We start from the raw sequence: 21,759 nt of genomic DNA on the forward strand, positions 1-21,759 counted from the left end.
TCCGCCATGGCCGCGCGCAATGAACCGCGACCCGTCCAAGAGCTTCCAGGACATGATCCTCGCGCTCCACGATTTCTGGAGTGCCCAGGGCTGCCTGATCCTGCAACCCTACGACATGCGCATGGGGGCAGGCACTTTCCACACCGCGACGACGCTGCGCGCGCTAGGGCCGGAGCCGTGGAACGCCGCCTTCGTGCAGCCCTGCCGCCGTCCCACCGACGGGCGCTACGGCGAAAATCCCAACCGGCTGCAGCACTATTACCAGTACCAGGTGATCCTCAAGCCGAGCCCGCCGGACCTGCAGGAGCTCTACCTCAAGAGCCTCGAGGTCATCGGCATCGACCCGCTCAAGCACGATATCCGCTTTGTGGAAGACGATTGGGAAAGTCCGACACTCGGCGCCTGGGGCTTGGGCTGGGAAGTCTGGTGCGACGGGATGGAAGTGACGCAGTTCACTTACTTCCAGCAAATGGGCGGCTTCGACTGCAAGCCGGTCTCGGGCGAGCTGACTTACGGTCTCGAGCGCCTGGCGATGTATATCCAGAACAAGGACAACGTGTTCGACCTGGACTTCAACGGTCGCGGCGTGACGTATGGTGACGTGTTCCTGGAGAACGAGAAGCAGATGTCGAAGTGGAACTTCGAGGTCGCTAACACGGATGCACTGTTCGACTTGTTCGCCAAGGCGGAGGCTGAGTGCCGCAACGCTCTGGCGAATGGCGTTCCGATCGCTGCTTATGAACAGGCGGTCGAGGCGAGCCATGTGTTCAACCTGCTCCAGGCGCGCGGCGTGATCAGCGTGCAGGAGCGGGCTAGCTACATGGGCCGGGTGCGTGATCTCGCGCGTGGGTCCTGCGAGGCGCACATGGCCAAGGAAGCGGACCGTTGGGCCCGCGACTACGCGGGGTGGACGGCATGACCGACTTCCTGCTCGAACTTCGCTGCGAGGAAATCCCCGCCCGGATGCAAGCCGGCGCACGCGCCGATCTCGAGAAGCTGTTCCGCAAGGAGCTGGAAACGGCGGGTGTCACCCCTGGCCAGATCACAGTGTGGTCGACGCCGCGGCGCCTGGCGCTGATCGCGCGTGACTTGCCCGAAGCGACCGAGGCCGTGCGTGAGGAGACCAAGGGGCCCCGCGTCGGTGCGCCGCCTCAGGCCCTCGAAGGCTTCCTGCGCAAGAGCGGCTTGACGCAGGATCGGCTCGAAGAGCGTGACGGCGTGTTGTTCGCGGTGGTCGAGAAGCCGGGCAGGGCGGTCAAGGTCGTGCTGGCCGACGCCATTCCCGTCATCGCGCGCGCTTTCCCGTGGCCCAAGTCGATGCGTTGGGGTGCAGCTTCGCTCACCACCGACAGCCCGCGCTGGGTGCGTCCGCTTTCGGGCATCGTGGCGATCTTCGGCGAGGACCTGGTCGAGTGCTCCGTCGGCGATGTCGCCAGCGGCTACATGACGCTCGGCCATCGTTTCCATCACGCCGGCCCGATCACCATCGGCGGCGCGGCGGACTACCAGGAAAAGCTGCGCGCCTGCCACGTAATCGTCGATCACGAGGAGCGGCAGAACCTTATCCGTTCCGGCGCAGCTAAGGCTGCGGCCGATGCCGGGCTGGCGTTGATCGAGGATGAGGGCCTGGTGATCGAGAACGCCGGCCTCACCGAATGGCCGGTGCCCTTGCTCGGCCGGTTCGATGAGGCGTTTCTTGAGGTTCCGCCTGAGGTCATCCAGCTAACCGCCCGTATCAACCAGAAGTATTTCGTCTGCGAGCAAGGCGGCAAGCTCGCCAATGCCTTCGTCTGCACCGCCAATATCGAGGCGAAAGACGGCGGCGCGGCGATTGTCGATGGCAACCGCAAGGTCCTGGCCGCGCGCCTGAGCGATGCGCGGTTCTTCTGGCAGCAGGATCGTAAGACCCCACTGGTCGAGCAGGCGAAGAAGCTCTCGCGGATCACCTTCCACGAGAAGCTTGGCACTGTGGCCGACAAGGTCGAGCGGGTGGCCAAGCTGGCCGAGTGGCTGGCGGCTGAGGGCATCGTCCCGAACTGCGATCCGAAGCTGGCGCGCCAGGCTGCGGAACTGTGCAAGGCAGACCTCGTCACCGACATGGTCGGCGAGTTCCCCGAACTGCAAGGCCTGATGGGCGGCTACTACGCCCGCGCCGAGGGGCTGCCGGATGCCGTCGCTGATGCCATCCGCGATCACTACAAGCCGGTCGGGCAGGGTGACGAAGTACCCACCGCGCCGGTGACCGTGGCGGTGAGCTTGGCGGACAAGCTCGATACGCTCGGGTGTTTTTGGGCCGCTGACGAGAAGCCCACCGGTTCTAAGGATCCGTTCGCATTGCGTCGCGCGGCACTGGCAGTTCAGAGTTTGATTCTGAGGAACGGGCTGCGGCTCGGACTTATTCCGACGCTCGATAAGGCAACCCAAGCGGGTGGTGTCGCTATGAAGGCGGCCCAAGATGCAGCAGTTCGTAGGAAGATGGAGGCGCTAAGAGCTGACGGCATCGGGAGCGAGGCCGTCATGAGCATGCTCGGTGTGGGCCTAAAGCCCTTTGGGGCATACTCCGCCAGCTTTGACGTCAGGGCACACGATCTCCTCGAGTTCTTTGCCGACCGCCTCAAAGTCCAGCAACGCGAGGCCGGCGTCCGTCACGATCTGATCGACGCGGTGTTCGCGCTCGGCAGCGAAGACGACCTCGTCCGCCTGCTCGCCCGTGTCCGCGCCCTCCAATCCTTCGTCGGCACCGAGGACGGCACCAACCTGCTCGCCGGCTACAAACGCGCCGCCAACATCCTCAAGAAGGAAGACTGGCGCGGGATCGAGGGTGAGATTGCCCGCACTGGCGAGGAAGATCCCCTGGCGTTGGTCGACGATCCCGACCTTGCCCCGGTGATCGCCGCCAAAATGGCCGAGCGGCATGGCAAAGAACTCTCCTACACGCCTGAACCCGCGGAAAAGGCCCTGATCGACGCGCTCGACCTAGCCGAGCCCAAGGCCAGCGCCGCCATTGATGCCGAGGCGTTCGAAGGCGCCATGGCCGCGCTCGCTTCGCTCCGCGCACCGATCGACCGGTTCTTTGACGAGGTGACGGTGAACGACGAGAATTCAGACAAGCGCGCCGCCCGTCTGGACCTGCTTGCACGGTTCCGTGGTGCGGTGCACAACGTGGCGGATTTCTCGCGCATCGAAGGGTAAGTTTACAATTCGGGGTACCGTGTCACCCCGTCACCCCCAGACAGAAAACCGGGAGTTAAGATGAGCAAGACGGTCTATACCTTTGGCGGCGGCGCGGTTCACGAGGACCCGCGGGCCAAGGACAAGACCGTCACCGGCGGCAAGGGTGCTAACCTCGCCGAGATGGCCGGGATCGGTCTGCCGGTCCCTCCGGGTTTCACCATCACCACCGAGGAATGCCTCGCCTACAACGCTGGCGGGCAGACCTTGCAAGCCACGCTTTCGGACGAGATCCGGACCGGCATCGCTCACATCGAACAAGCCACCGGCTGTCGCTTCGGCGTTCCGGGTTCGGGCGTGCCGCTGCTGGTCTCGGTCCGCTCGGGCGCCCGGGTCTCGATGCCGGGCATGATGGACACTGTGCTCAACCTCGGCCTCGACGAGCAGGCTGTGGAGAGCCTTGCACGGTCGAGCGGCGACGAGCGCTTCGCCTGGGATAGCTACCGCCGCTTCATCCAGATGTACGCTGACGTTGTCATGGGCGCCGATCACGGCCTGTTCGAAGAAGCGCTCGAGATCGCCAAGGAAGACCAGGGCGTCCTGCTCGATACCGAACTCGGCGTTGCAGACCTCAAGGCGCTGACCCAGCGCTACAAGGCCATCGTTCGCGAAGAGAGCGGGCGCGAGTTTCCCGACGATCCGTGGGACCAGCTCCACGGCGCCATCGCCGCGGTGTTCGACAGCTGGGAGTCCGACCGCGCCAAAGTCTACCGGCGCCTCAACGACATTCCGGGCGATTGGGGCACGGCGGTCAATGTTCAGGCGATGGTGTTCGGCAACATGGGCGAGACCAGCGCGACCGGCGTCGCGTTCACTCGCGATCCTTCGACTGGCGAGCGGGCCTACTACGGCGAATGGCTGGTCAACGCCCAGGGCGAGGACGTCGTCGCCGGCATCCGCACGCCGCAGTACCTGACCAAGTCTGCCCGCGAACGCGCCGGAGCTTCGGCGCTGTCGATGGAAGAGGCGATGCCCGAGGCCTATGCCGAACTCTCCCGCGTGTTCGATCTGCTCGAGCGGCACTACCGCGACATGCAGGACATCGAGTTCACCGTGCAGCAGGGCAAGCTGTGGATGCTCCAGACCCGCAGCGGCAAGCGCACAGCCAAGGCGGCGCTCAAGATGGCGGTCGACATGGTCGATGAGGGCCTGATCGACGAGAAGACCGCGATCCTGCGCGTCGACCCGATGGCGCTCGACCAGCTGCTCCACCCGACGCTTGATCCCGATGCGCCGCGCGACGTGCTGACCAAGGGCTTGCCTGCCAGCCCCGGCGCCGCGAGCGGCAAGATCGTGCTCGATGCCGATACAGCCGAGGCGTGGCGCGCCCGCGGTGAGAAAGTCATCCTCGCCCGTGTCGAAACCAGCCCGGAAGACATCCACGGGATGCACGCGGCCCAAGGCGTACTGACCGCTCGCGGGGGCATGACCAGCCACGCGGCTGTGGTGGCGCGCGGAATGGGCAGGCCGTGCGTCTCCGGCGCGTCGGCGGTGTCGATCGACCTGGCAAACCGCAAGCTGCGCATCGGCAGCCGCGAGTTGGTGGAGGGCGACACGCTCACCATCGATGGCGCGACTGGTGAGGTCATGGCCGGCGAAGTGGCGACGATCGAGCCTGAACTGGCGGGCGACTTTGGCACCTTGATGGAATGGGCCGACCGTCACCGTCGGATGAAGGTCCGCACCAACGCCGAAACGCCACTCGATTGCCGCATGGCGCGCCAGTTCGGTGCCGAGGGCATTGGCCTGTGCCGTACGGAACACATGTTCTTCGATGCCGACCGCATCAGCGCCGTCAGGCAGATGATCCTCGCAGACGACGAAGCCGGCCGCCGCCGCGCCCTGGCCAAGCTGCTGCCTGAACAGCGGGCCGACTTCACCAAGATATTCCAGTCGATGGCGGGCCTGCCGTGCACGATCCGCCTGCTCGATCCGCCGCTGCACGAGTTCTTGCCGCAGGAAGAGCACGACTTTGCCGACCTCGCCGAAGCGACCGGCATCGGCATCGACCACCTCAAGCGCCGGGCCGAGGAACTGCATGAGTTCAACCCGATGCTTGGCCATCGTGGCTGCCGGCTCGGCATCACGTTCCCCGAGATCTACGAAATGCAGGCGCGGGCGATCTTCGAGGCGGCCTGTGAGGTCGCCGAAGCAAGCGGCGAAGCTGTGGTGCCTGAGGTGATGATCCCGCTGGTGGCCACGAAGAAGGAACTGGCGATCCTCAAGGCACTGGTCGACGAGACGGCCGCCAAGGTCTTCGCCGAGAAGAGCCGTACGCTTGACTACACGGTCGGCACGATGATCGAGCTGCCGCGCGCCGCACTCATGGCGGGCGAGATTGCGGAGGAAGCGAAGTTCTTCTCGTTCGGCACCAACGACCTGACCCAGACCACGCTGGGTGTCAGTCGCGACGATGCTGGGCGGTTCCTCGAGGTCTACGTGGCGCAAGGCATCTATCCGCGCGATCCGTTCGTTAGCCTTGATGTCGAAGGGGTAGGGGAACTGGTGAAGCTGGCTGCCGAACGAGGTAGGGCGACCCGACCCGACCTCAAGCTCGGCATTTGCGGCGAGCACGGTGGCGATCCGGCCAGCATCGCCTTTTGCGAAGCCGTCGGCCTCGATTACGTCAGCGCTTCGCCATACCGGGTGCCGATTGCGCGGCTTGCCGCTGCGCAGGCTGCTCTGAAAGGCAGCTAGTCGGGGTTCTTCGAAGGATGCCGGCCGCTGAGCGTGACGATTTCAAAGGTCTCGACCACGCGGCCACGCTCGTCCATCGCGGCTGTGAAGGCCGCACGAGCCCGCTCCAGCCCGGCCTTGCCCAAAGGTGGCGTGCGCGACGCAAGGACATTGCCGAGACCCTGCGCCCGCAGGTCAGCGGCCAATTGTTCGAGCGAGCGATAGGACACGGCCAGCGTTCGACTGTCGGCCACGGGATCCGCCCAACCGGCACGCTGGAGCAATTGCGCCCCTGCGCGCACATCGACTTGTGGATGAAGCCGCGCCGCCGGCCGGTCGCCGTCGGCCCTCAGCATGATCTGGCGAAGCGCGGGCAAGCTGCCCGCTCCAACAAAGCTGGCGATGGCCCGGCCGCCAGGGGCCAACGCTTTGCGGATGTGGATCAGGGCGCCGGGGAGGTCGTTCACCGTGTCGAGCGACGAGACACTCGCTACGAAATCGAAGCTTCCTGCGGCGAAGGGCTGTTCTTCATCGAAGCCATCGGCAGCGTCGGCCTCGTGAACCTCGGCACGCTGCTGCCGAAGGCAGCGCGCCAGTTCACCGGTCCAGTCCCCAACCACAAGCGCCTGCTTGGGCCCATGCCGCAGGAAGGCAAGCCGCTCCAGCATGTCGCTGACGATATCCTCGACCACGAAGCGCGCCGCGTTCGTCCGCCGCTGCAATTGGGGGATGCGACGGCGCGCCGCGATCCGCCGAGTGGTCGAGAAGATGGTCGGCGGCGCGCTGGACATGTGCGGCTCCTGCATTGCGCGGCCGCATCGCGCAAGGCCAGGCGCGGATGAAGCTTGCCGAGGCCCTAAGCCCGCTCGTGGATCTGATCTATCCGCCAAGGTGTCCTTCGTGCGGAGATGGGATCACCCGGCAAGACGGCCTGTGCCCTAACTGCTGGGGTGAACTCGTGATACCCGGAGAGCCTGGCTGCACCATGTGTCAGCGCCCCTTCGACATCGGTACGGTGGTGGTCGGCTCGGTCTGCGCCCCGTGTCTGGCGCAGCCGCCTCGTCACGACGGCATTGCCGCCGGTGCTTTGTACAACGATGCCTCGCGCAAGTTGGTGCTGGCCTTCAAGCACGGGCGGCGGATCGCCTTGGCATCGATGCTGGCGCGCATGGCGGCCGCGCGGCTTCCTGAGCTTGACGGCGCCTGGCAGGTCATCCCGGTTCCGCTGCATCGTTGGCGGCTGTGGCGGCGCGGTTTCAATCAATCCGCACTACTGGCGCGGGAAGTCGCTCGCCTGCGTGATCAGGAGCTCGTCGTGGACGGTTTGGTGCGCCGAAAGCCCACGCCTTCGCTAGGCGGGCTTGGACGTGGCGCAAGAGCGCGAGCTTTGTCGGGTGCCATCGCGGTCAACGCCAGTCGCCAGGCCCGCTTGAAGGGCGCAAATGTGGTGCTCGTCGACGATGTGATCACCAGTGGTGCCACAACCGACGCCTGCGTCCGCACGCTCAAGCGAGCCGGCGCCGACAAGGTGATCATCGCGTGCTTTGCGAGGGTGCTCAACGAAGCGCTTTAGCCATACGCAAAACGCCCGGGGGTTAGCCCCGGGCGTTCGCGTGACGAAGTTCGCTGGACCGGTTCCCGCATCGCCCCCCAGCGGATGCGTCGGTCCAATCCCTCATGTTCTCGGCCCGCCCTTCGGGCTGTTGCCGAGACCCCCCTTCCTTGGCCCGTTTCACCGGCCTCCGGTCGGTTGCGGCCCGTCAAAGCCGCGGCGACATTCATCCCATCGAAAGGTTCTGATACAAAGGGCCATCGCGGCGCAGCATGGATTTTGGGCCACGTCTGTGGTTATCGTGCAACAAGGGTCGTGGGCACGTGCCAGTTTTTTCCCTTAAGGTCAGAAGGATAGGTCCGATTTCGAAGTCAGATAACGCCACCGACATTGAACAGGGGAGTGTCTTCCAGCCCAAGTTTGACGCGAATGGTCTGTTGAGCGCCATCGTCCAGGACGCCGCAAGCGGGGAAATCCTCATGTTTGCCTTCATGGATCGCGAGGCGCTTGAGCAAACCCGCGTGACTGGGAAGGCTCACTTTCATTCGCGCAGCCGCGGGCGGCTATGGATGAAGGGCGAATCGTCGGGCCATATCCTCAGTGTCGAAGCGATTCTGGTCGACTGCGACCAGGATGCATTGGTGCTCAAGGTGCGTCCTGCTGGCCCGGCATGCCACACTGGTGCGCGGAGTTGTTTCTATCGAACGCTCGAGGGTGAAAGCCTGACTCGCATCGCAGACTGACCGGCGCTAGGCGGCACTCATGTCCAGCTACACACCGCCCATCCGCGACGTCCGTTTCGTCCTCACCAACCTCCTCGACATCGAGAGCTACTCTTCACTGCCGGCCTTTGCGGCAGTTGACGGAGACCTGATCGATTCGATCATCGAAGAAGCCGGTCGCTTCTGCGCAGAGGTCATCGCGCCGATTAACGAGGTGGGCGATCGCGAGGGTTGTACGCGGCATCCGGACGGTACCGTGACTACGCCGCAAGGATTCCCCGATGCCTATGCCCAGTATCGCGACGCAGGTTGGGGGGCGCTGGCGATGCCGGAGGAATTCGGCGGGCAGGGTCTGCCGCATGTCCTTGGCACAGCCGTAGAGGAGTTCCTCAACTCCTCTTGCCATGCTTTCAACATGTACACCGGTTCGATCATCGGTGCGGTGTTGACGCTGGCGGCAAAGGGCTCCGACGAGATCAAGGCCGAATGGCTGCCCAAGATCGTGTCGGGTGAATGGCTGGCGACGATGGCCCTGACCGAGGCACAGGCTGGCACAGACCTCGGCCTGCTCCGCACGAAGGCGGAGCGGTGCGACGATGACACCTTTGCCATTACCGGCGAGAAGATCTTCTGTTCAGGCGGAGAGCACGACCTGACGGACAACATCGTCCACTTGGTTCTCGCCAAGTTGCCGGACGCTCCGGAAGGATCGCGTGGGATCTCGCTGTTCCTGGTCCCGAAAGTGATGCCAGACGGCTCACGCAATTCGCTGAGTTGCGGAGCCATCGAACACAAGATGGGCATCCGCGCCAGCGCGACATGCGTCATGAACTTCGATGGCGCCAAGGGCTGGTTGGTCGGGGCGGAGAACGAAGGTCTGGCGGCCATGTTCATCATGATGAACGCCACTCGCCTTAGCTGCGGCAACCAGGGCCTCGGTCACGCGGAACATGCCTATCAGAAGGCGGCGAGCTATGCGCTTGAGCGCAAGCAGGGCCGGGCGCCCGGGAGCCGAGCAATCGCGGACCCGCTAGTGGTTCACCCAGATGTGCGCCGCATGCTGATGGATGCCCGAGCTTTTACCGAGGGCTTCAGGGCGCTGGTGTTATGGACGGCCCTGCAGATCGACCTTTCGCACGGCGCGGCCACCGAAACCGAACGGGGAGAGGCCGACGCGTTGGTCGGGCTGCTTACGCCGGTCATCAAGGCATTCGGCACCGACCGGGGCTTCGAGACGGCCGTGGCGATGCAGCAGATCTTCGGTGGTCACGGCTATATCGCTGAGTGGGGCATCGAACAGATCGTCCGGGATGCCCGCGTCGCGATGCTTTATGAGGGCGCGAATGGTGTTCAGGCGCTCGATCTCGCCGGCCGCAAGGTCGTGCGCGATGGGGGCGCTGTCCTCGAGCAGTTTCTCGCGATGGTCGAGAGCGATTGTGGTGATGCTGACGAGGCGCTGGCCTTCATCTCGGCGCCGCTGAGCGAAGGGGCTCGGGAAGTTCGGGAGGCCGCTCGCACGATGATGGCGATGGCCAAGGCTGACCCGAACAATCTCGGCGCAGGATCCTACGCGTTTCTCCAGATGATGGGTGTGACTGCAATCGGATGGATGTGGCTGCGACTGGCGAAAGCGGCCTTGCCGGATCGGGATGAGGCCTTTTGCGCCGCGAAACTCGTTACCGCACGGCACTATGCGCTGCACGCGTTGCCGCAAGTTGCGATGTTGCGCCAAAAGGTCGAGGCCGGCGCTGAGGTACTTATGGCACTTCTTGCCGAGGAATTCTTGCGAGGCTAATCCGGCGCTGCTGCCGTCCTAATGCTCGAAGGTGGGCGCCCACGCGCGCCCTGCTAATCGAATACCTCGTCAAATAGCTCCAACATGGCAGCCCAGCTCTGCCGGTCGGCGCTGGCGTCGTAGGCCGTGGCGGGGTTGTCGTTAGGGGCAGGGTTGGTGAACCCGTGCTTCACACCGCTGTAGGAATGGAAATGCCAGTTGGCCTGGGCATGATCCATCTCCTCCCAGAATGCGATTACCTGACTGCGCGGAACCATTGGGTCGGCATCACCGTGGCAAACCAGGATACGCGCGCTGATCCCGCCCGGTTCGGCCGGGAGCCCGGTGTCGAGCAGGCCGTGAAAGCTCACCGCCGCCCTCAGTGGGGCCCCGTCGCGCGCGAGTTCCAGCGCCGCCTGGCCGCCCATGCAAAAGCCAATGCCGGCAAGCGGAAGTCCGCGAGCCTCGGGCTGCGTAGCAAGCGCCTTCAAGCCGGCTTTGAGGCGGCGGCGATAAGTGAGGGGGTCAGGACGAATCTCCGCCGCTGCGGACCGCGCCTCGTCGAAGTTCCTTGGTTGCCTGCCGTAGAAGTCGGCGATCAGCGCGAGGTAGCCGGCTTCAGCCAAAGCTACTGCCTTCGCTTCCACTGCGGGCGTCGAATTCATGATTGTCGGGAAGACGAGAATGGCAGCCCGCGGCGTCGCGGCGGGGTGGACGACACAGCCCGCAAGCTGCGTCGTGCCATCGAAGTACGTGAAGGGTTCAAGGCTCATCGTTAACCAATAGCCAGAGAGTAATAGCGGCGGAAGGCCGGATAGCGCGCCCGCTTAGATCAGAACATTTGTTGGAGGGCGAGAGATTTGGTAGACTAACCCGATGCAAATCACGGGCCTTCTAACTCTGGCCGCGGCTGCTGCGACCTCGATTGTATCTTCGCCGTCGATGGACCGAACCGGCGAGTGGTGGATTCGGTTTTCTGCGCCGGTGATCGAGTTGAGTGAAGGCGCCTCAGAATCAGTCGCCAAGATCCCGCTCAATCTCGAAGCATTCCCCGGCTCCTCCTTGATCCTTTGCTCGACGAAGTCTGTGGCTGATCTCGGGGAGGCACGCCGGGCAGAGGTCTCTGACGCCCTTGCCACGGCTGGTGTGCCTCGGGCGCAAATTCACGACGCCGGAGATTGCGGATTCGAAGGCGATTCTCGGTCGTTCGACAACGCCGAGTCGGTGCTGATCATCATGCAACGCGTCGGCTAAGGCCGAGCTTTACTCTGTAGGCAGGAAGTCCGGCACCGAGAGGTAGCGCTCGCCTGTGTCGTAGTTGAAGCCGAGCACCCGCGTTCCTGCGGGATACTCGGCCAGCTTCTGCTGGATAGCCGCCAGCGTAGCGCCAGAGCTGATCCCGACGAGGAGGCCTTCCTCCCGCGCGCACCTGCGGGCCATTTCCTTGGCGTCCTCCGGCTCGACCTGAATCGCACCGTCAATCGCCTGAGTGTGGAGGTTGGCCGGGATGAAGCCGGCCCCGATGCCCTGGATGGGGTGCGGACCGGGCTGGCCGCCCGAGATGACCGGTGAAAGTGTCGGTTCGACCGCGTAGGCTTTGAGCTCCGGCCAGGCTTTCTTGAGTTGCTCGGCGCAGGCGGTGAGATGGCCACCGGTGCCAACGCCGGTGATGACGAGCGCGGGTGGGGTATCGGCAAAGTCCCTGAGAATTTCCTGTGCCGTCGTCTCGGCGTGAACTTTGACGTTCGCAGGGTTCTCGAACTGTTGCGGCATCCACGCGCCAGGTGTTTCGTCGACGATCTGTTGCGCCCGCTCGAGCGCGCCCTTCATGCCCTTTTCCTTGGGCGTGAGATCGAACTTCGCGCCATAGGCCAGCATCAGCCGCCGCCGTTCGAGCGACATCGATTCGGGCATGACCAGGATCAACTTGTAGCCCTTGACCGCGGCCACCATGGCGAGGCCGATGCCGGTGTTGCCGCTGGTCGGCTCGACGATCGTACCGTCGGGCTGCAAGGCGCCTGACTTCTCGGCATCTTCGACCATGGCGAGGGCGATGCGATCCTTGATAGACCCACCGGGATTGGCCCGTTCGCTCTTCACCCAGACTTCGTGGTCCGGGAACAGCCGCAAGAGGCGGATGTGCGGGGTGTTGCCGATGGTTGCGAGGACGTTGTCTGCTTTCATGTGGCGGGTTCCTTGCCGGTCTCTTCGTGCAGAAATGTTGGGGCGAACGTCCTTGCTTTACGCAGCTCAGGAAAGATCCAGGCCCAGATTACGGTAATTACTATCGCACCGACACCGCCAAAGGCAACCGCGCCGGCGGCACCAAGGACTGCGGCGGCCAAGCCCGACTGCAACTCGCCCAGTTCGTTGCTGGCGGACACCGCCAGGCCGGAAATGGCCGAGACCCGACCACGCATGGTGTCGGGCGTGTTGAGTTGGACCAGTGAGTTGCGGATGAACACGGAGATCATGTCCGCCGCACCGAGCACCGCGAGGATGCCCATCGAAAGTAAGAAATTACGCGACAGAGCGAACGCGATCGTCGCGGCGCCGAATACGACCACCGCCCAGAGCATCTTGACGCCAACGTTGTTCGCCAACGGCCGCCACGAGAGCCAGGCTGCCACCAAGGCCGCTCCAACAGCCGGTGCCCCGCGCATCAGGCCAAGCCCTTCGGGTCCGACATGAAGAATATCGCGCGCGAACACGGGTAGCATCGCTGTCGCACCACCCAGCAGGACGGCGAACAAGTCCAGCGTGATGCAGCCGAGCAAGAACCGCTCGCGACGTACAAACGCGAAGCCATCGAGAATTTGGCGCAGCGGGTGGGCCGGCGGTCCCTGGTGCACTGCGCGAACTGGGCGAACGCTCGAAATGAGCAAGCCCGAGATCAGGAGCAGTCCGGCGGCGATAAAGTACGGCAGGGCAGGCGTATGAGCGAACAGGAAGCCGCCCACTGCGGGCCCGGCCACTGTCGCGACTTGCCAGGCAATCGAGCTCAGCGCGATGGCTTTCGGCAGCAGGGCCGGTGGAACGATGTTTGGCGCGATCGCGCTCAGTGCCGGTCCGTTGAACACTCGGGCAGATCCGTGCGCGGCCGCAAGCCCGAACAACAGCGGCAGGCTCAGGGCATCAGCGGCCGTCGAGAGAGCAAGGGTTATGGCAATGCCGCAGTCGATCACGTTGGCAAACAGGACCACGCGGCGTCGGTCGAAGCGGTCGGCCGCCACGCCGGCGACCGGGGTCAGGAGGAACAGCGGCACGAACTGCGCTGCACCCAGCAAGCCAAGCATGAACGCCGCATCGCGGACGCTCATTCCATAGTCGGCGCGGGCAACGTCGTAAGTCTGGTAGCCAATCAGGACCACCATCGACAGGGTGGCGAAGACGGCGAGAAAGCGGGCCATCCAGAAGCGCCGATAGTCGGCGATCTGAAGCGGAGAGGTGGGCTCGACGAGAGAAGCGGTCACTCGCGCCCCATGACAGGTGAGCGCGAGGGCGCCAAGATATTAGCTCTTATCAGCGCTCAAGCGGTCGTTGCCCCGCAGAGACGGCTCAGCCGCGGCGGCGAAGGCGCGAGTTGGGTTGGATCTGTTCGATCATGCCTACGAAATCGTCGAGCCGCAGAATGCGCTCGAACTGGAATCCCGCGCGATCTTCAGTGCGCCAGATGCAGTAGGCTTCGATTCGCCCGATTAGGGGCAGCCGCACGATAACGCGGTCGCCGCGGACCGGCGGGGCGGTGTCAGTCTCGATCGCATCGACCATGAAGCCATGAGCCGAAACGTTGCTGATGTGCAGCTTTATGTCGCCAACGGTCCGATGCTCTCCGATCGTTGGAAAATCGACCGGATGGCGCGCCGCGCGACGCATCTCTGGAACAGAAAGCTGGGCTCCGCCTGCCATACCGCTCACTAACCCCTCAATCAGTTGCAACCCCAAGGAAGCAAATGCCAGCAAATGCTGGACAAAGGGTAAAGGCGGAGTGCGAGAGTTGCCTAGGCGCCCCGCAGGATGGCGTGGCGCTTGCGTCCGAGACTGAGTTTGCGCTCCTCGCCCGCGGCCAGTTCGATCAGCAGGCCCGGATCGGATTGCGCGACGTCGTCGAGTCGCACGGCACCCTCAGCGATCTTGCGCTTCGCCTCGCCGTTAGACGCGGTGAAGCCGAGCGCAGTGCAGGCTGCGCCGAGGCGAATGCCCTCTGAAGTGACTTCGAGAACTGGTAAGTCCTGCCCCAGTCCACCGCCGGCGAAGGTCTCCGCTGCGGTCGCTTCGGCCGTGTTCGCGGCGTTTTCACCTCGGACAAGCTTTGTCACTTCGTTGGCGAGGACGATCTTGGCCTGATTGATCTCAGCCCCTTCCAGAGCCTCAAGTCGGGTAATTTCATCCAGCGGCAGGTCGGTGAAAAGACGCAGGAACCGACCGACATCGCGATCGTCAGCGTTGCGCCAGTACTGCCAGAAATCGTAGCTCGGCAGTTGGTCCTCGTTGAGCCAGACGGCACCTGCCGCGCTCTTGCCCATTTTCGCACCATCGGCGGTGGTCAGCAGCGGAGTGGTGATTCCGAACACCTCAATGCCGTCCATGCGGCGGGTGAGTTCCACGCCGTTGACGATGTTGCCCCACTGGTCAGAGCCGCCCATCTGCAGGCGCACCGCCTGATCCTTGCACAAGTGGCGGAAGTCGTAGCCTTGCAGGATCATGTAGTTGAATTCGAGGAAGGTCATCGGCTGCTCGCGCTCGAGCCGCAGACGGACCGAATCGAAGCTGAGCATGCGGTTGACGGTGAAGTGCGTGCCGACTTCCTGCAGCAGCTGGATGTAGCCGAGCTGGCCGAGCCAATCGTGGTTGTTGACCATGATCGCGTCGGTCGGGCCGTCGCCGAACCTGAGCAGCTTGGCAAAGACGGTGCGGATCGAGGCGATGTTCTCCTCAATGGTCGCGTCGCTCAGCATCTTGCGGCTCTCGTCACGCCCGGTCGGATCGCCGATACGGGTGGTGCCACCGCCCATGAGGACGACGGGCTTGTGTCCAGCCTGCTGCAGGCGCCGCAGCATCATGATCTGCACCAGGCTGCCGATATGGAGCGATGGCGCTGTGGCGTCGAAGCCGATATAGCCCGGGACGACCTGCTTCGCCGCGAGGGCATCGAGCGCCTCCGCGTCCGTCATCTGGTGGATGTAGCCACGCTCGTCGAGCAGGCGGAGAAGGTCGGACTTGTACTGGCTCATAGCGCTTCCTTGATCGGGGCGGGCGCGTAGCACGGGGTTGAACGCTTGCAAACGCATCTGCTGACCCCGCATCTTGATCATCCTGCTTCAGAAGTGAGCCGTATTGAGGCTCGCGTGATAGGTTCCGACGCCAACTGGCTTCGCGTGCGCTGGCGTATCGAGGGCTCCCAACAGCTCGTGGTGCCGCCTTTCGGAGGGAAGGGCAGGGCGGACGGGTTGTGGGAAACCACCTGCTTCGAACTGTTCCTCAAGCCTGAGGGGCACAGCGCTTACGTCGAACTGAACCTCTCGCCTTCCGAACGCTGGAATGCCTACGACTTCGAAGCTTATCGCTGGGGCATGACGGAGCGCCCGTTCCCGCGCGAGCCTGAATGCACCATGCGCCAGGGAAGCAGCTTCGCCATTTTCGACGCCGCGATCCCCATCGGCGGTCTTCCCCTCGTCGATTGCGCCATGGGAATGAGCGCCGTCCTCGAAGAACAAGGCGGCGTGAAGAGCTACTGGGCGCTCGCTCATCCCGACGGGGCACCCGACTTCCACTCACCCGCTTGCTTCACCGCCACGCTTCCGGCACCGGGAGCGGCATGAAATTCGGGATCGACCGCCTGCTCGCGGAGCAGGAACTGAGAGCACCTCTGGAAGGCAAGCGAGTCGCGTTGGTCGCGCATCCTGCCTCGGTGACCGCCAACCTGACCCATTCGCTCGACGCGCTTGTCGCGGCCGGGATCAACGTGACCGCGGCCTTTGGCCCGCAGCACGGGATCAAGGGCGACAAGCAGGACAACATGGTCGAGAGCGTAGACGAAACCGACGCCCGCTACGGCATCCCATTGTTCAGCCTCTACGGTGAGGTTCGCCGCCCGACCGAGCTGATGATGAGCTCTGCCGACGTGTTCCTGTTCGACCTGCAGGACCTCGGCTGCCGCATCTACACCTTCTGCACCACGCTGCTCTACCTGCTCGAAGAGGCTGCGAGGTACGGCAAGGAAGTCTGGGTGCTCGACCGCCCGAACCCAGCGGGCCGGCCGGTCGAAGGTACGCTGCTCATTCCCGGGCACGAGAGCTTCGTCGGCGCCGGCCCCATGCCGATGCGCCACGGGCTGACCATGGGTGAGATGGGGCATTGGTTCATCCATAGCTTCGGCCTCGACGTGGCCTATCGCGTGATCGAGATGCACGACTGGCTCCCCGAAGCAGGCCCGGGCTTCGGCTGGCCGGAAAGCCGCATCTGGATCAACCCGAGCCCCAACGCGGCCAGCCTCAACATGGCGCGGGCCTATGCGGGCACGGTCATGCTCGAAGGCACGACGCTGAGCGAGGGCCGCGGCACCACCCGTCCGCTCGAAGTGCTGTTCGGCGCACCGGATGTCGACGCTGGGGCCGTGCTGGCAGAGATGCACCGCGTGGCGCCGGATTGGCTGGCTGGCTGCGCGATCCGCGAATGCTGGTTCACGCCGACCTTCCACAAGTACGCAGGAGAGCTTTGCAACGCCTTGATGATCCACGCCGAAGGCGGGTTCTACAAGCACGAGGCGTTCCGGCCGTGGCGGCTGCAGGCCTTGGCCTTCAAGGCCATTCGCAACCTTTATTCCGACTACGAGATCTGGCGGGACTTTCCCTACGAGTACGAGTTCGAGCGCCTGGCGATCGACGTGATCAACGGCGGTGATGTGCTAAGGGAATGGGTTGATGATGCTGCGGCCAAGCCGGGCGATCTCGACACGCTGACGAGCGCGGACGAGACCGAATGGCGCGAGGATGTGAAAGACCTGCTGCTCTATTGAGCGGCAACCTGGTCTAACGAAGCGGGCGTACCTGCGCCGGTTCGTCGATCGTCGGCACCGGACGGATGTCGCTGGTGTCGTTGCGCATGACCAGGACCGAACAGCCGTCGACTTTATGGTCGACCGCGGCGATCAGCAGCCCTTCTTCGGTCTTGGCGTCCCGCTGGAGCGCTGGTTGGCCCCGTTCCTGACGGACCAGTTCTATACGGCCAATGCAACTATCGGCCTTTGTGATGGCCAGGGCGTGCTTAGCGCCGGGCGCCGGCGCCAGCGGGACTTCCTGCGGCGCGGTGGCGCCGGTGGTGAGTGCAAGTGCGATAAGGGCAATGGCAGTACGCAACAGGTCCTCTCCTTTTGACCGCCTTGTATCACGATTCCACCATCTTCAAAATCCCGCACCCGCTGCTAAGCCTTGGCCAAACACAAGGAGAGACGGATGCTCAAGCTGTACAGCTTCGGACCAGGTGCAAACTCGCTGAAGCCCATGCTCACGCTGTTCGAGAAGGGCCTCGAGTATGAGCAGCACCAGCTCAACCCGGCGAAGTTTGAGCACCATTCGGACTGGTACAAGGCGGTCAATCCGCGCGGGCAGGTCCCGGCGCTCGACGACAATGGGCGCATCGTCACCGAAAGCACGGTGATCTGCGAGTATCTCGAAGACGCGCACCCGACCGCGGTGAAACTGCGTCCTGACGATCCCTATGACCGCGCCCAGATGCGTGTCTGGACCAAGTGGGTCGACGAATACTTCTGCTGGTGCGTCTCCACCATCGGCTGGCACCGCGGCGTAAGGTTCATGGCCCAGCAACTGTCCGATGCCGAGTTCGAGGAGCACCTGAAGAAGATCCCGATCCCCGAGCAGCAGGTAAAATGGCGCCGGGCACGCGAGGGCTTTCCGCAGGACCTTCTGGACGAGGAAATGCGCAAGATCGGGGTCTCGGTGCGCAAGCTTGACGACCACCTGGCCGACAACGAATGGCTCGCCGGCGGCATGTTTTCGCTCGCGGATATCTGCAACTTCGCCATCGCCAATGGAATGGAGGTCGGTTTCGCCGACCAGGTGAACAAGCAGGACACGCCGCACCTCGTCCGCTGGATCGAGCAGATCAACGCCCGCCCGAAAGTGCAGGAGATGTTCGCGGCGGTGCCTCGCGAACGGTTGGGCCCGCCGAAGTAGAGCTGAGGGCCGTCCCGCGGTAACGGAGTGGCAAGGGCTTCGTGGTTAATGGCTAGCCATGAAGTGGGACTTCTTCCGCAAGGCAGACTGGCTGGATAGGTCGCGGGCTACCGTTTACCTGGGCCTCTTCGCGGCGATCAACATCGCATCGCTGGTGGTGTTGGTGGCGACGTCGCACGGGGGCGTCGATCGCAACGGCTCCTTGCTGGGTTCCGATTTTCTGAGCTTCTGGGCGGCGGGGCAGATGCTCCACCACGGCGCGCCGGTTTACGATGCGGCCGCCCACATTGCCGCACAGCGGGCGTTCTACGCACCGGAAGAGGGCTACATGGCCTTCTTCTACCCTCCGTCGTTCCTGCCGTTCTGCTGGCCACTGGGGCTCCTTGGCTATTTTCCGGCACTTGTTGGCTGGCTGGTGGCGACGGGCACGTTCTATGTTTTCGTAGTGCGTAAATGGCTCGATGAGCTGGAGGTCGATCGATCGATCTGGCTTCTCCTCGCAGCATCTCCTCCAGTCCTGCTGACCATCACGCACGGACAGACCTCGTTCTTGCTGGCCGGAATGCTCGGCCTTGGCGCAATTCTGGTGCCTCGGGCGCCGATACTGGCCGGAGCGTTGTTCGGCTTGGCGACGATCAAGCCGCAGTTCGGGCTGCTCCTTCCCTTGGCCTTGCTCATGACTCGCGAATGGCGCGTCATCATGGCCGCCGGGGTTACTGCCTTGGCTCTGGCCGCAATCAGCACCCTGGTGTTCGGCTTGAACATCTGGGGCGATTGGTACCTGGCGAGCGATCGGGCTCAATCGGCGCTGGTTGCGGGCGAAGTAGCCTACGCCAAGATGATGAGCCCGTTGGCGGCTTTGAAGCTGCTGGGAGCGCCGAATAGCGTGGCCTTCGCGGTGCAAGGCATCGTTGCACTCTCCGTGGCGGGTGCCGTGGCATGGGCTGCCTGGGGCAAGCGCTGGAATATCGGACTTGCAGCCCTGGTCCTGGCAGGTGCGCCGTTGGCCACCCCATTTGTGCTCGACTACGACATGGTCCTGCTGGCGTTTCCTTTGATCTACCTGGCCGCCACCGGATTTCGCGATTGGGAAAGACTGGCCCTGGCATTCGGCTTTGTTGGAGCGGCGATCGCACGGCCCCTGGCCTTGCATGCAGGCGTGCCGGTTATGACGTTGATTACTGGATTGCTCTTCGTGGTCCTGACTCGCCGGATGCTTGTTGGAGCCCCTGTCCCTTTGAGGGCGGCCAAATAGCCTTAACGTCTCGCTAACCAAACTAATGGTACCGCTAACTCCACAAGATAAGGGTGGGGGTTAGAATGCTGCAAGAGTCCATTCGCGTTCCCGATGGGGACGCGATTGAAGGCATTTCGGAGGCGTGTGGCGAGGTCACCGTTGGCTGTTCCGACGTTTCCGGCCTGATCCAATCGGTCATCGCCTCGTCCGAACGGCTGCGTGCCGAACATTCCGCGCTGCTCGGCACGGTCGAGACTCTCAACTCCGATCAGGATCAAGTTGCACAGGCCTGCGATGAATCGCGCCTGCTGTCGCAGCGAGCCATCGACCAGTTGGGCGAAGGCACCGGTCACATCCGCTCGTCGCTGGCCGAGATCGGCAACCTGCTTCAGCTCGTCGACAAACTCACCCATCACGTGACCGGTTTTGCGGCGGCGATGGAGCAGGTGCGTCGCTGTTCACAGGACATCGACAAGCTCGCCCAGACCACCAACATTCTCGCGCTCAACGCGACGATCGAAGCAGCTCGCGCCGGTGCGGCCGGCCGCACTTTTGCGGTTGTCGCGGGTGAGGTGAAGAGCCTGGCAAACGATACGCGCCTTGCTACCGACGAGATCATGCGCACGATCGACGCCCTTGGTGTCGAAGCCGAGCAAGTCATCGTCGAAATCGAGAAGGGTGTGAAGGTTCGCGACGGTGCCCGCAATTCGGTCGCTCGGATCGAGGACACGCTGATCAGTGTCAGCGAAGTCGTGACCGAGGTCGATCGGCAGAACGACCAGATTTCGCGCGCCACCGGCGCCATTAGCGGCCATGTCGAGCAGCTCCAGCAAGTGCTGGCGTCGTTCAACGAGGCGGCGAAGGACAACGAGGGCAAGCTGAGCAGTGCGCAGCATTGCATGGGCGATCTCGAGGAAATGGCGAGCGTGATGTTCGACCGGATCGTCCACGCGGGCCTTGCCCCGAAGGACAGCGAGATGGTCGAGCGTGCCCAGGCCGCTGCCGACGAAGTTGTCACTCTCGCCAAGGAAGCGATCTCGAGTGGCAAGCTCAGCGAAGCCGCCTTGTTCGACGACAACTACGTCGAGGTTGTCGGGACCAACCCGCAGCTCTTCCGCAACAAGTTCTGCGATTGGGCCGATGCCAACTGGCGTCCCGTGCTCGATCGGATCAAGGCCTCCGACACGCGCATCGTTGCCACAGTCTGCGACGACCGCAACGGCTTCCTGCCGACGCATCTGTCGGACCGTTCGCGCAAGCCGACGGGCGATTACCAGCACGATCTGCAGTTCTGCCGCAACGGCCGCATCATCTTCAACGCCATCGACAGGCGCATCAAGAAGAGCGCCGCGAGCTTCTCGATGGCGGTCTATCGCTACGAAGGCGACGGCAAGCAGTACCGCGTCGTCCGCCTGGCCAGCGTGCCGATCGTGATCAACGGCCGGCGCTGGGGCGACTACGAGATATCTTACGCGCTTTGATCGACGGGTTCGGGTCGCGGCTCCTTGCGGTGCAAGGTCGCGACCAGGACGTACGAGATGTACATCAGCAGATACCAGGCGCCGAGCTTCGCGGGCGAAACCATGGACCAACCGTCTTTCTGATCGGGATAGGCCCAGGCGCGGGCGAGCGTGCCCAGGTTCTCCGCAAACCAGATGAACAGCGCGATCAGGAACCAACCGACGAGCAATGGCATCCAGCGCTGTTCGCGCCATACGGTGAAATAGGCCCGCGTGCGCCAGAACAGCAGGCCCATCGCGACAAACAGGACGAGGCGGATGTCGGGCAGCCAGTGGTGGGCAAAGAAATTGACGTAGACGGCAACGGCCAGAAGCTGCGTCCATAAGGTTCGAGGATAGGGTTCGAAGCGCATGTCGAAGATGCGCCAGATACGCGCGAGATAGCTACCGACGGCGGCGTACATGAACCCTGAGAACAGCGGCACCTCGCCAATCCGCAGCAGCGCGGGTTCGGGATAAATCCATGAGCCCGCCGAGGTCTTGAACAGTTCCATCGCGGTTCCGACCACGTGGAAGGCGAAGATGACCTTGGCCTCTTCGAGAGTCTCGAGCCTGAGAGCCAGCATCGCCAATTGGATCGCTAAGGCTGCGAGTGTCAGGAAGTCGTAACGCGCCAAGGGAGCGGTAGCGGGATAGAAGAGGTGGGTCGCCAGGAGCAGCCCGAGCATCAGGCCGCCGAACAGGCAGGCCCATCCTTGCTTGAACCCGAACAAGCCGAATTCGTAGAGCCAACTCGGCCAACCTGGGGGTGGGGAGTAAGCCTCGAGGCGGGACCTGACGCGCGCGAAGCGGGTATGCGACCTGTCAATCTGCGGCATCTGGTCCCCCTCCACCATGCTTGTCGGGGAAGGT

The 21,759-nt window shown here is 63.7% G+C and carries 20 protein-coding genes; 12 read left to right on the forward strand and 8 right to left on the reverse strand.

The features are described 5' to 3' along the window. Positions 1–19 precede the first annotated feature (19 nt). From ASD76_RS04290 to ppdK, 3 genes are read left to right on the forward strand one after another with little or no spacing between them, the layout of a single operon-like run. A complete protein-coding gene (locus ASD76_RS04290; protein ID WP_055918965.1) occupies positions 20–919 on the forward strand; it encodes a glycine--tRNA ligase subunit alpha in 900 nt (299 codons plus the stop codon). Then, positions 916–3,192, forward strand: coding sequence for a glycine--tRNA ligase subunit beta (gene glyS / locus ASD76_RS04295; RefSeq protein WP_055922923.1), 2,277 nt, complete (start codon positions 916–918; stop codon positions 3,190–3,192). The genes ASD76_RS04290 and glyS overlap by 4 nt, the downstream gene beginning before the upstream one ends. Before the next feature lie 60 nt (positions 3,193–3,252). Next, the gene (gene ppdK / locus ASD76_RS04300) at positions 3,253–5,928 is read left to right on the forward strand and encodes a pyruvate, phosphate dikinase (protein WP_055918971.1); all 2,676 of its coding nucleotides are present in this window, start codon (positions 3,253–3,255) and stop codon (positions 5,926–5,928) included. On the opposite strand, the gene ASD76_RS04305 is transcribed toward ppdK, so the two are convergent. Next, the gene (locus ASD76_RS04305; protein ID WP_055922925.1) at positions 5,925–6,698 is read right to left on the reverse strand and encodes a methyltransferase domain-containing protein; all 774 of its coding nucleotides are present in this window, start codon (positions 6,696–6,698) and stop codon (positions 5,925–5,927) included. The genes ppdK and ASD76_RS04305 overlap by 4 nt on opposite strands. A gap of 47 nt (positions 6,699–6,745) precedes the next feature. Between ASD76_RS04305 and ASD76_RS04310 the strand changes: the two genes are divergently transcribed. The 3 genes from ASD76_RS04310 (at position 6,746) to ASD76_RS04320 (ending at position 9,976) form a co-directional block, all read left to right on the forward strand. Further along, a complete protein-coding gene (locus ASD76_RS04310) occupies positions 6,746–7,480 on the forward strand; it encodes a ComF family protein (protein ID WP_055918975.1) in 735 nt (244 codons plus the stop codon). Between the two features lie 341 nt (positions 7,481–7,821). Beyond that, a complete protein-coding gene (gene hisI / locus ASD76_RS04315; RefSeq protein WP_055922926.1) occupies positions 7,822–8,202 on the forward strand; it encodes a phosphoribosyl-AMP cyclohydrolase in 381 nt (126 codons plus the stop codon). Positions 8,203–8,221: 19 nt separating this feature from the next. Further along, positions 8,222–9,976, forward strand: a complete 1,755-nt coding sequence (locus ASD76_RS04320; RefSeq protein WP_055918979.1) for an acyl-CoA dehydrogenase C-terminal domain-containing protein — start codon at positions 8,222–8,224, stop codon at positions 9,974–9,976. 53 nt (positions 9,977–10,029) lie between these two features. Here the strand turns inward: ASD76_RS04320 and ASD76_RS04325 are convergent, their stop codons facing one another. Next, positions 10,030–10,728 carry a dienelactone hydrolase family protein gene (locus tag ASD76_RS04325; RefSeq protein ID WP_055918983.1) on the reverse strand — a complete coding sequence of 233 codons (699 nt, stop codon included), beginning with the start codon at positions 10,726–10,728 and terminating at the stop codon, positions 10,030–10,032. A gap of 103 nt (positions 10,729–10,831) precedes the next feature. On the opposite strand from ASD76_RS04325, the gene ASD76_RS04330 reads away from it, so the two are divergent. Next, positions 10,832–11,209: a hypothetical protein gene (locus ASD76_RS04330; protein ID WP_055918986.1), complete on the forward strand. Its 378-nt coding sequence runs from the start codon at positions 10,832–10,834 to the stop codon at positions 11,207–11,209. Between the two features lie 9 nt (positions 11,210–11,218). Here the strand turns inward: ASD76_RS04330 and cysK are convergent, their stop codons facing one another. The 4 genes from cysK to tyrS all read right to left on the reverse strand — a co-directional run bounded on the left by cysK (position 11,219) and on the right by tyrS (position 15,189). After that, on the reverse strand, positions 11,219–12,139 hold the full coding sequence (gene cysK, locus ASD76_RS04335) for a cysteine synthase A (RefSeq protein WP_055918989.1): 921 nt from the start codon (positions 12,137–12,139) through the stop codon (positions 11,219–11,221). Next, entirely contained in the window at positions 12,136–13,428 is a 1,293-nt protein-coding gene (locus ASD76_RS04340) for an MFS transporter (protein ID WP_055918992.1), read from the reverse strand. The genes cysK and ASD76_RS04340 overlap by 4 nt, the downstream gene beginning before the upstream one ends. Before the next feature lie 85 nt (positions 13,429–13,513). Continuing rightward, on the reverse strand, positions 13,514–13,864 hold the full coding sequence (locus tag ASD76_RS04345) for a PilZ domain-containing protein (RefSeq protein WP_055918994.1): 351 nt from the start codon (positions 13,862–13,864) through the stop codon (positions 13,514–13,516). Positions 13,865–13,956: 92 nt separating this feature from the next. Then, positions 13,957–15,189 carry a tyrosine--tRNA ligase gene (gene tyrS / locus ASD76_RS04350; protein WP_055922928.1) on the reverse strand — a complete coding sequence of 411 codons (1,233 nt, stop codon included), beginning with the start codon at positions 15,187–15,189 and terminating at the stop codon, positions 13,957–13,959. 102 nt (positions 15,190–15,291) lie between these two features. Here tyrS and ASD76_RS04355 point away from each other — a divergent pair, with 102 nt between their 5' ends. Next, positions 15,292–15,777 (forward strand): DOMON-like domain-containing protein, encoded by a 486-nt coding sequence (locus tag ASD76_RS04355; RefSeq protein WP_082553759.1) that lies wholly within the window; start codon positions 15,292–15,294, stop codon positions 15,775–15,777. Beyond that, the gene (locus tag ASD76_RS04360; RefSeq protein ID WP_055919001.1) at positions 15,774–16,973 is read left to right on the forward strand and encodes an exo-beta-N-acetylmuramidase NamZ domain-containing protein; all 1,200 of its coding nucleotides are present in this window, start codon (positions 15,774–15,776) and stop codon (positions 16,971–16,973) included. Before ASD76_RS04355 ends, ASD76_RS04360 begins: the two co-directional genes overlap by 4 nt. A gap of 13 nt (positions 16,974–16,986) precedes the next feature. Here ASD76_RS04360 and ASD76_RS04365 read toward each other — a convergent pair whose 3' ends face one another. Continuing rightward, a complete protein-coding gene (locus tag ASD76_RS04365; RefSeq protein WP_055919004.1) occupies positions 16,987–17,313 on the reverse strand; it encodes a hypothetical protein in 327 nt (108 codons plus the stop codon). A gap of 96 nt (positions 17,314–17,409) precedes the next feature. On the opposite strand from ASD76_RS04365, the gene ASD76_RS04370 reads away from it, so the two are divergent. The 3 genes from ASD76_RS04370 (at position 17,410) to ASD76_RS04380 (ending at position 20,868) form a co-directional block, all read left to right on the forward strand. Further along, positions 17,410–18,150: a glutathione S-transferase family protein gene (locus ASD76_RS04370; protein WP_055919008.1), complete on the forward strand. Its 741-nt coding sequence runs from the start codon at positions 17,410–17,412 to the stop codon at positions 18,148–18,150. A gap of 58 nt (positions 18,151–18,208) precedes the next feature. Beyond that, the gene (locus ASD76_RS04375; protein WP_055919011.1) at positions 18,209–19,405 is read left to right on the forward strand and encodes a glycosyltransferase family 87 protein; all 1,197 of its coding nucleotides are present in this window, start codon (positions 18,209–18,211) and stop codon (positions 19,403–19,405) included. A 65-nt stretch (positions 19,406–19,470) separates the two neighbouring features. Further along, positions 19,471–20,868 (forward strand): methyl-accepting chemotaxis protein, encoded by a 1,398-nt coding sequence (locus ASD76_RS04380; protein WP_055919014.1) that lies wholly within the window; start codon positions 19,471–19,473, stop codon positions 20,866–20,868. Here the strand turns inward: ASD76_RS04380 and ASD76_RS04385 are convergent. Next, on the reverse strand, positions 20,856–21,725 hold the full coding sequence (locus tag ASD76_RS04385) for a DUF817 domain-containing protein (RefSeq protein WP_055922930.1): 870 nt from the start codon (positions 21,723–21,725) through the stop codon (positions 20,856–20,858). The two genes, ASD76_RS04380 and ASD76_RS04385, sit on opposite strands and share 13 nt — an antisense overlap. Positions 21,726–21,759: the final 34 nt, after the last annotated feature.

Source organism: Altererythrobacter sp. Root672, assembly GCF_001427865.1.
Classification (GTDB): Bacteria; Pseudomonadota; Alphaproteobacteria; order Sphingomonadales; family Sphingomonadaceae; genus Croceibacterium_A.

Excerpts from the sequence above, each read along its gene's own strand:
- glyS (WP_055922923.1), top strand. The coding sequence starts at position 916 with ATGACCGACTTCCTGCTCGAACTTCGCTGCGAGGAAATCCCCGCCCGG.
- tyrS (WP_055922928.1), bottom strand. The coding sequence starts at position 15,189 with ATGAGCCAGTACAAGTCCGACCTTCTCCGCCTGCTCGACGAGCGTGGC.
- ASD76_RS04320 (WP_055918979.1), top strand. The coding sequence starts at position 8,222 with ATGTCCAGCTACACACCGCCCATCCGCGACGTCCGTTTCGTCCTCACC.
- cysK (WP_055918989.1), bottom strand. The coding sequence starts at position 12,139 with ATGAAAGCAGACAACGTCCTCGCAACCATCGGCAACACCCCGCACATC.
- ASD76_RS04290 (WP_055918965.1), top strand. The coding sequence starts at position 20 with ATGAACCGCGACCCGTCCAAGAGCTTCCAGGACATGATCCTCGCGCTC.
- ASD76_RS04310 (WP_055918975.1), top strand. The coding sequence starts at position 6,746 with ATGAAGCTTGCCGAGGCCCTAAGCCCGCTCGTGGATCTGATCTATCCG.
- ASD76_RS04380 (WP_055919014.1), top strand. The coding sequence starts at position 19,471 with ATGCTGCAAGAGTCCATTCGCGTTCCCGATGGGGACGCGATTGAAGGC.
- ASD76_RS04370 (WP_055919008.1), top strand. The coding sequence starts at position 17,410 with ATGCTCAAGCTGTACAGCTTCGGACCAGGTGCAAACTCGCTGAAGCCC.
- ASD76_RS04330 (WP_055918986.1), top strand. The coding sequence starts at position 10,832 with ATGCAAATCACGGGCCTTCTAACTCTGGCCGCGGCTGCTGCGACCTCG.
- ASD76_RS04360 (WP_055919001.1), top strand. The coding sequence starts at position 15,774 with ATGAAATTCGGGATCGACCGCCTGCTCGCGGAGCAGGAACTGAGAGCA.
- ASD76_RS04305 (WP_055922925.1), bottom strand. The coding sequence starts at position 6,698 with ATGTCCAGCGCGCCGCCGACCATCTTCTCGACCACTCGGCGGATCGCG.
- ASD76_RS04345 (WP_055918994.1), bottom strand. The coding sequence starts at position 13,864 with ATGGCAGGCGGAGCCCAGCTTTCTGTTCCAGAGATGCGTCGCGCGGCG.
- ASD76_RS04325 (WP_055918983.1), bottom strand. The coding sequence starts at position 10,728 with ATGAGCCTTGAACCCTTCACGTACTTCGATGGCACGACGCAGCTTGCG.
- ppdK (WP_055918971.1), top strand. The coding sequence starts at position 3,253 with ATGAGCAAGACGGTCTATACCTTTGGCGGCGGCGCGGTTCACGAGGAC.
- ASD76_RS04375 (WP_055919011.1), top strand. The coding sequence starts at position 18,209 with ATGAAGTGGGACTTCTTCCGCAAGGCAGACTGGCTGGATAGGTCGCGG.
- ASD76_RS04385 (WP_055922930.1), bottom strand. The coding sequence starts at position 21,725 with ATGCCGCAGATTGACAGGTCGCATACCCGCTTCGCGCGCGTCAGGTCC.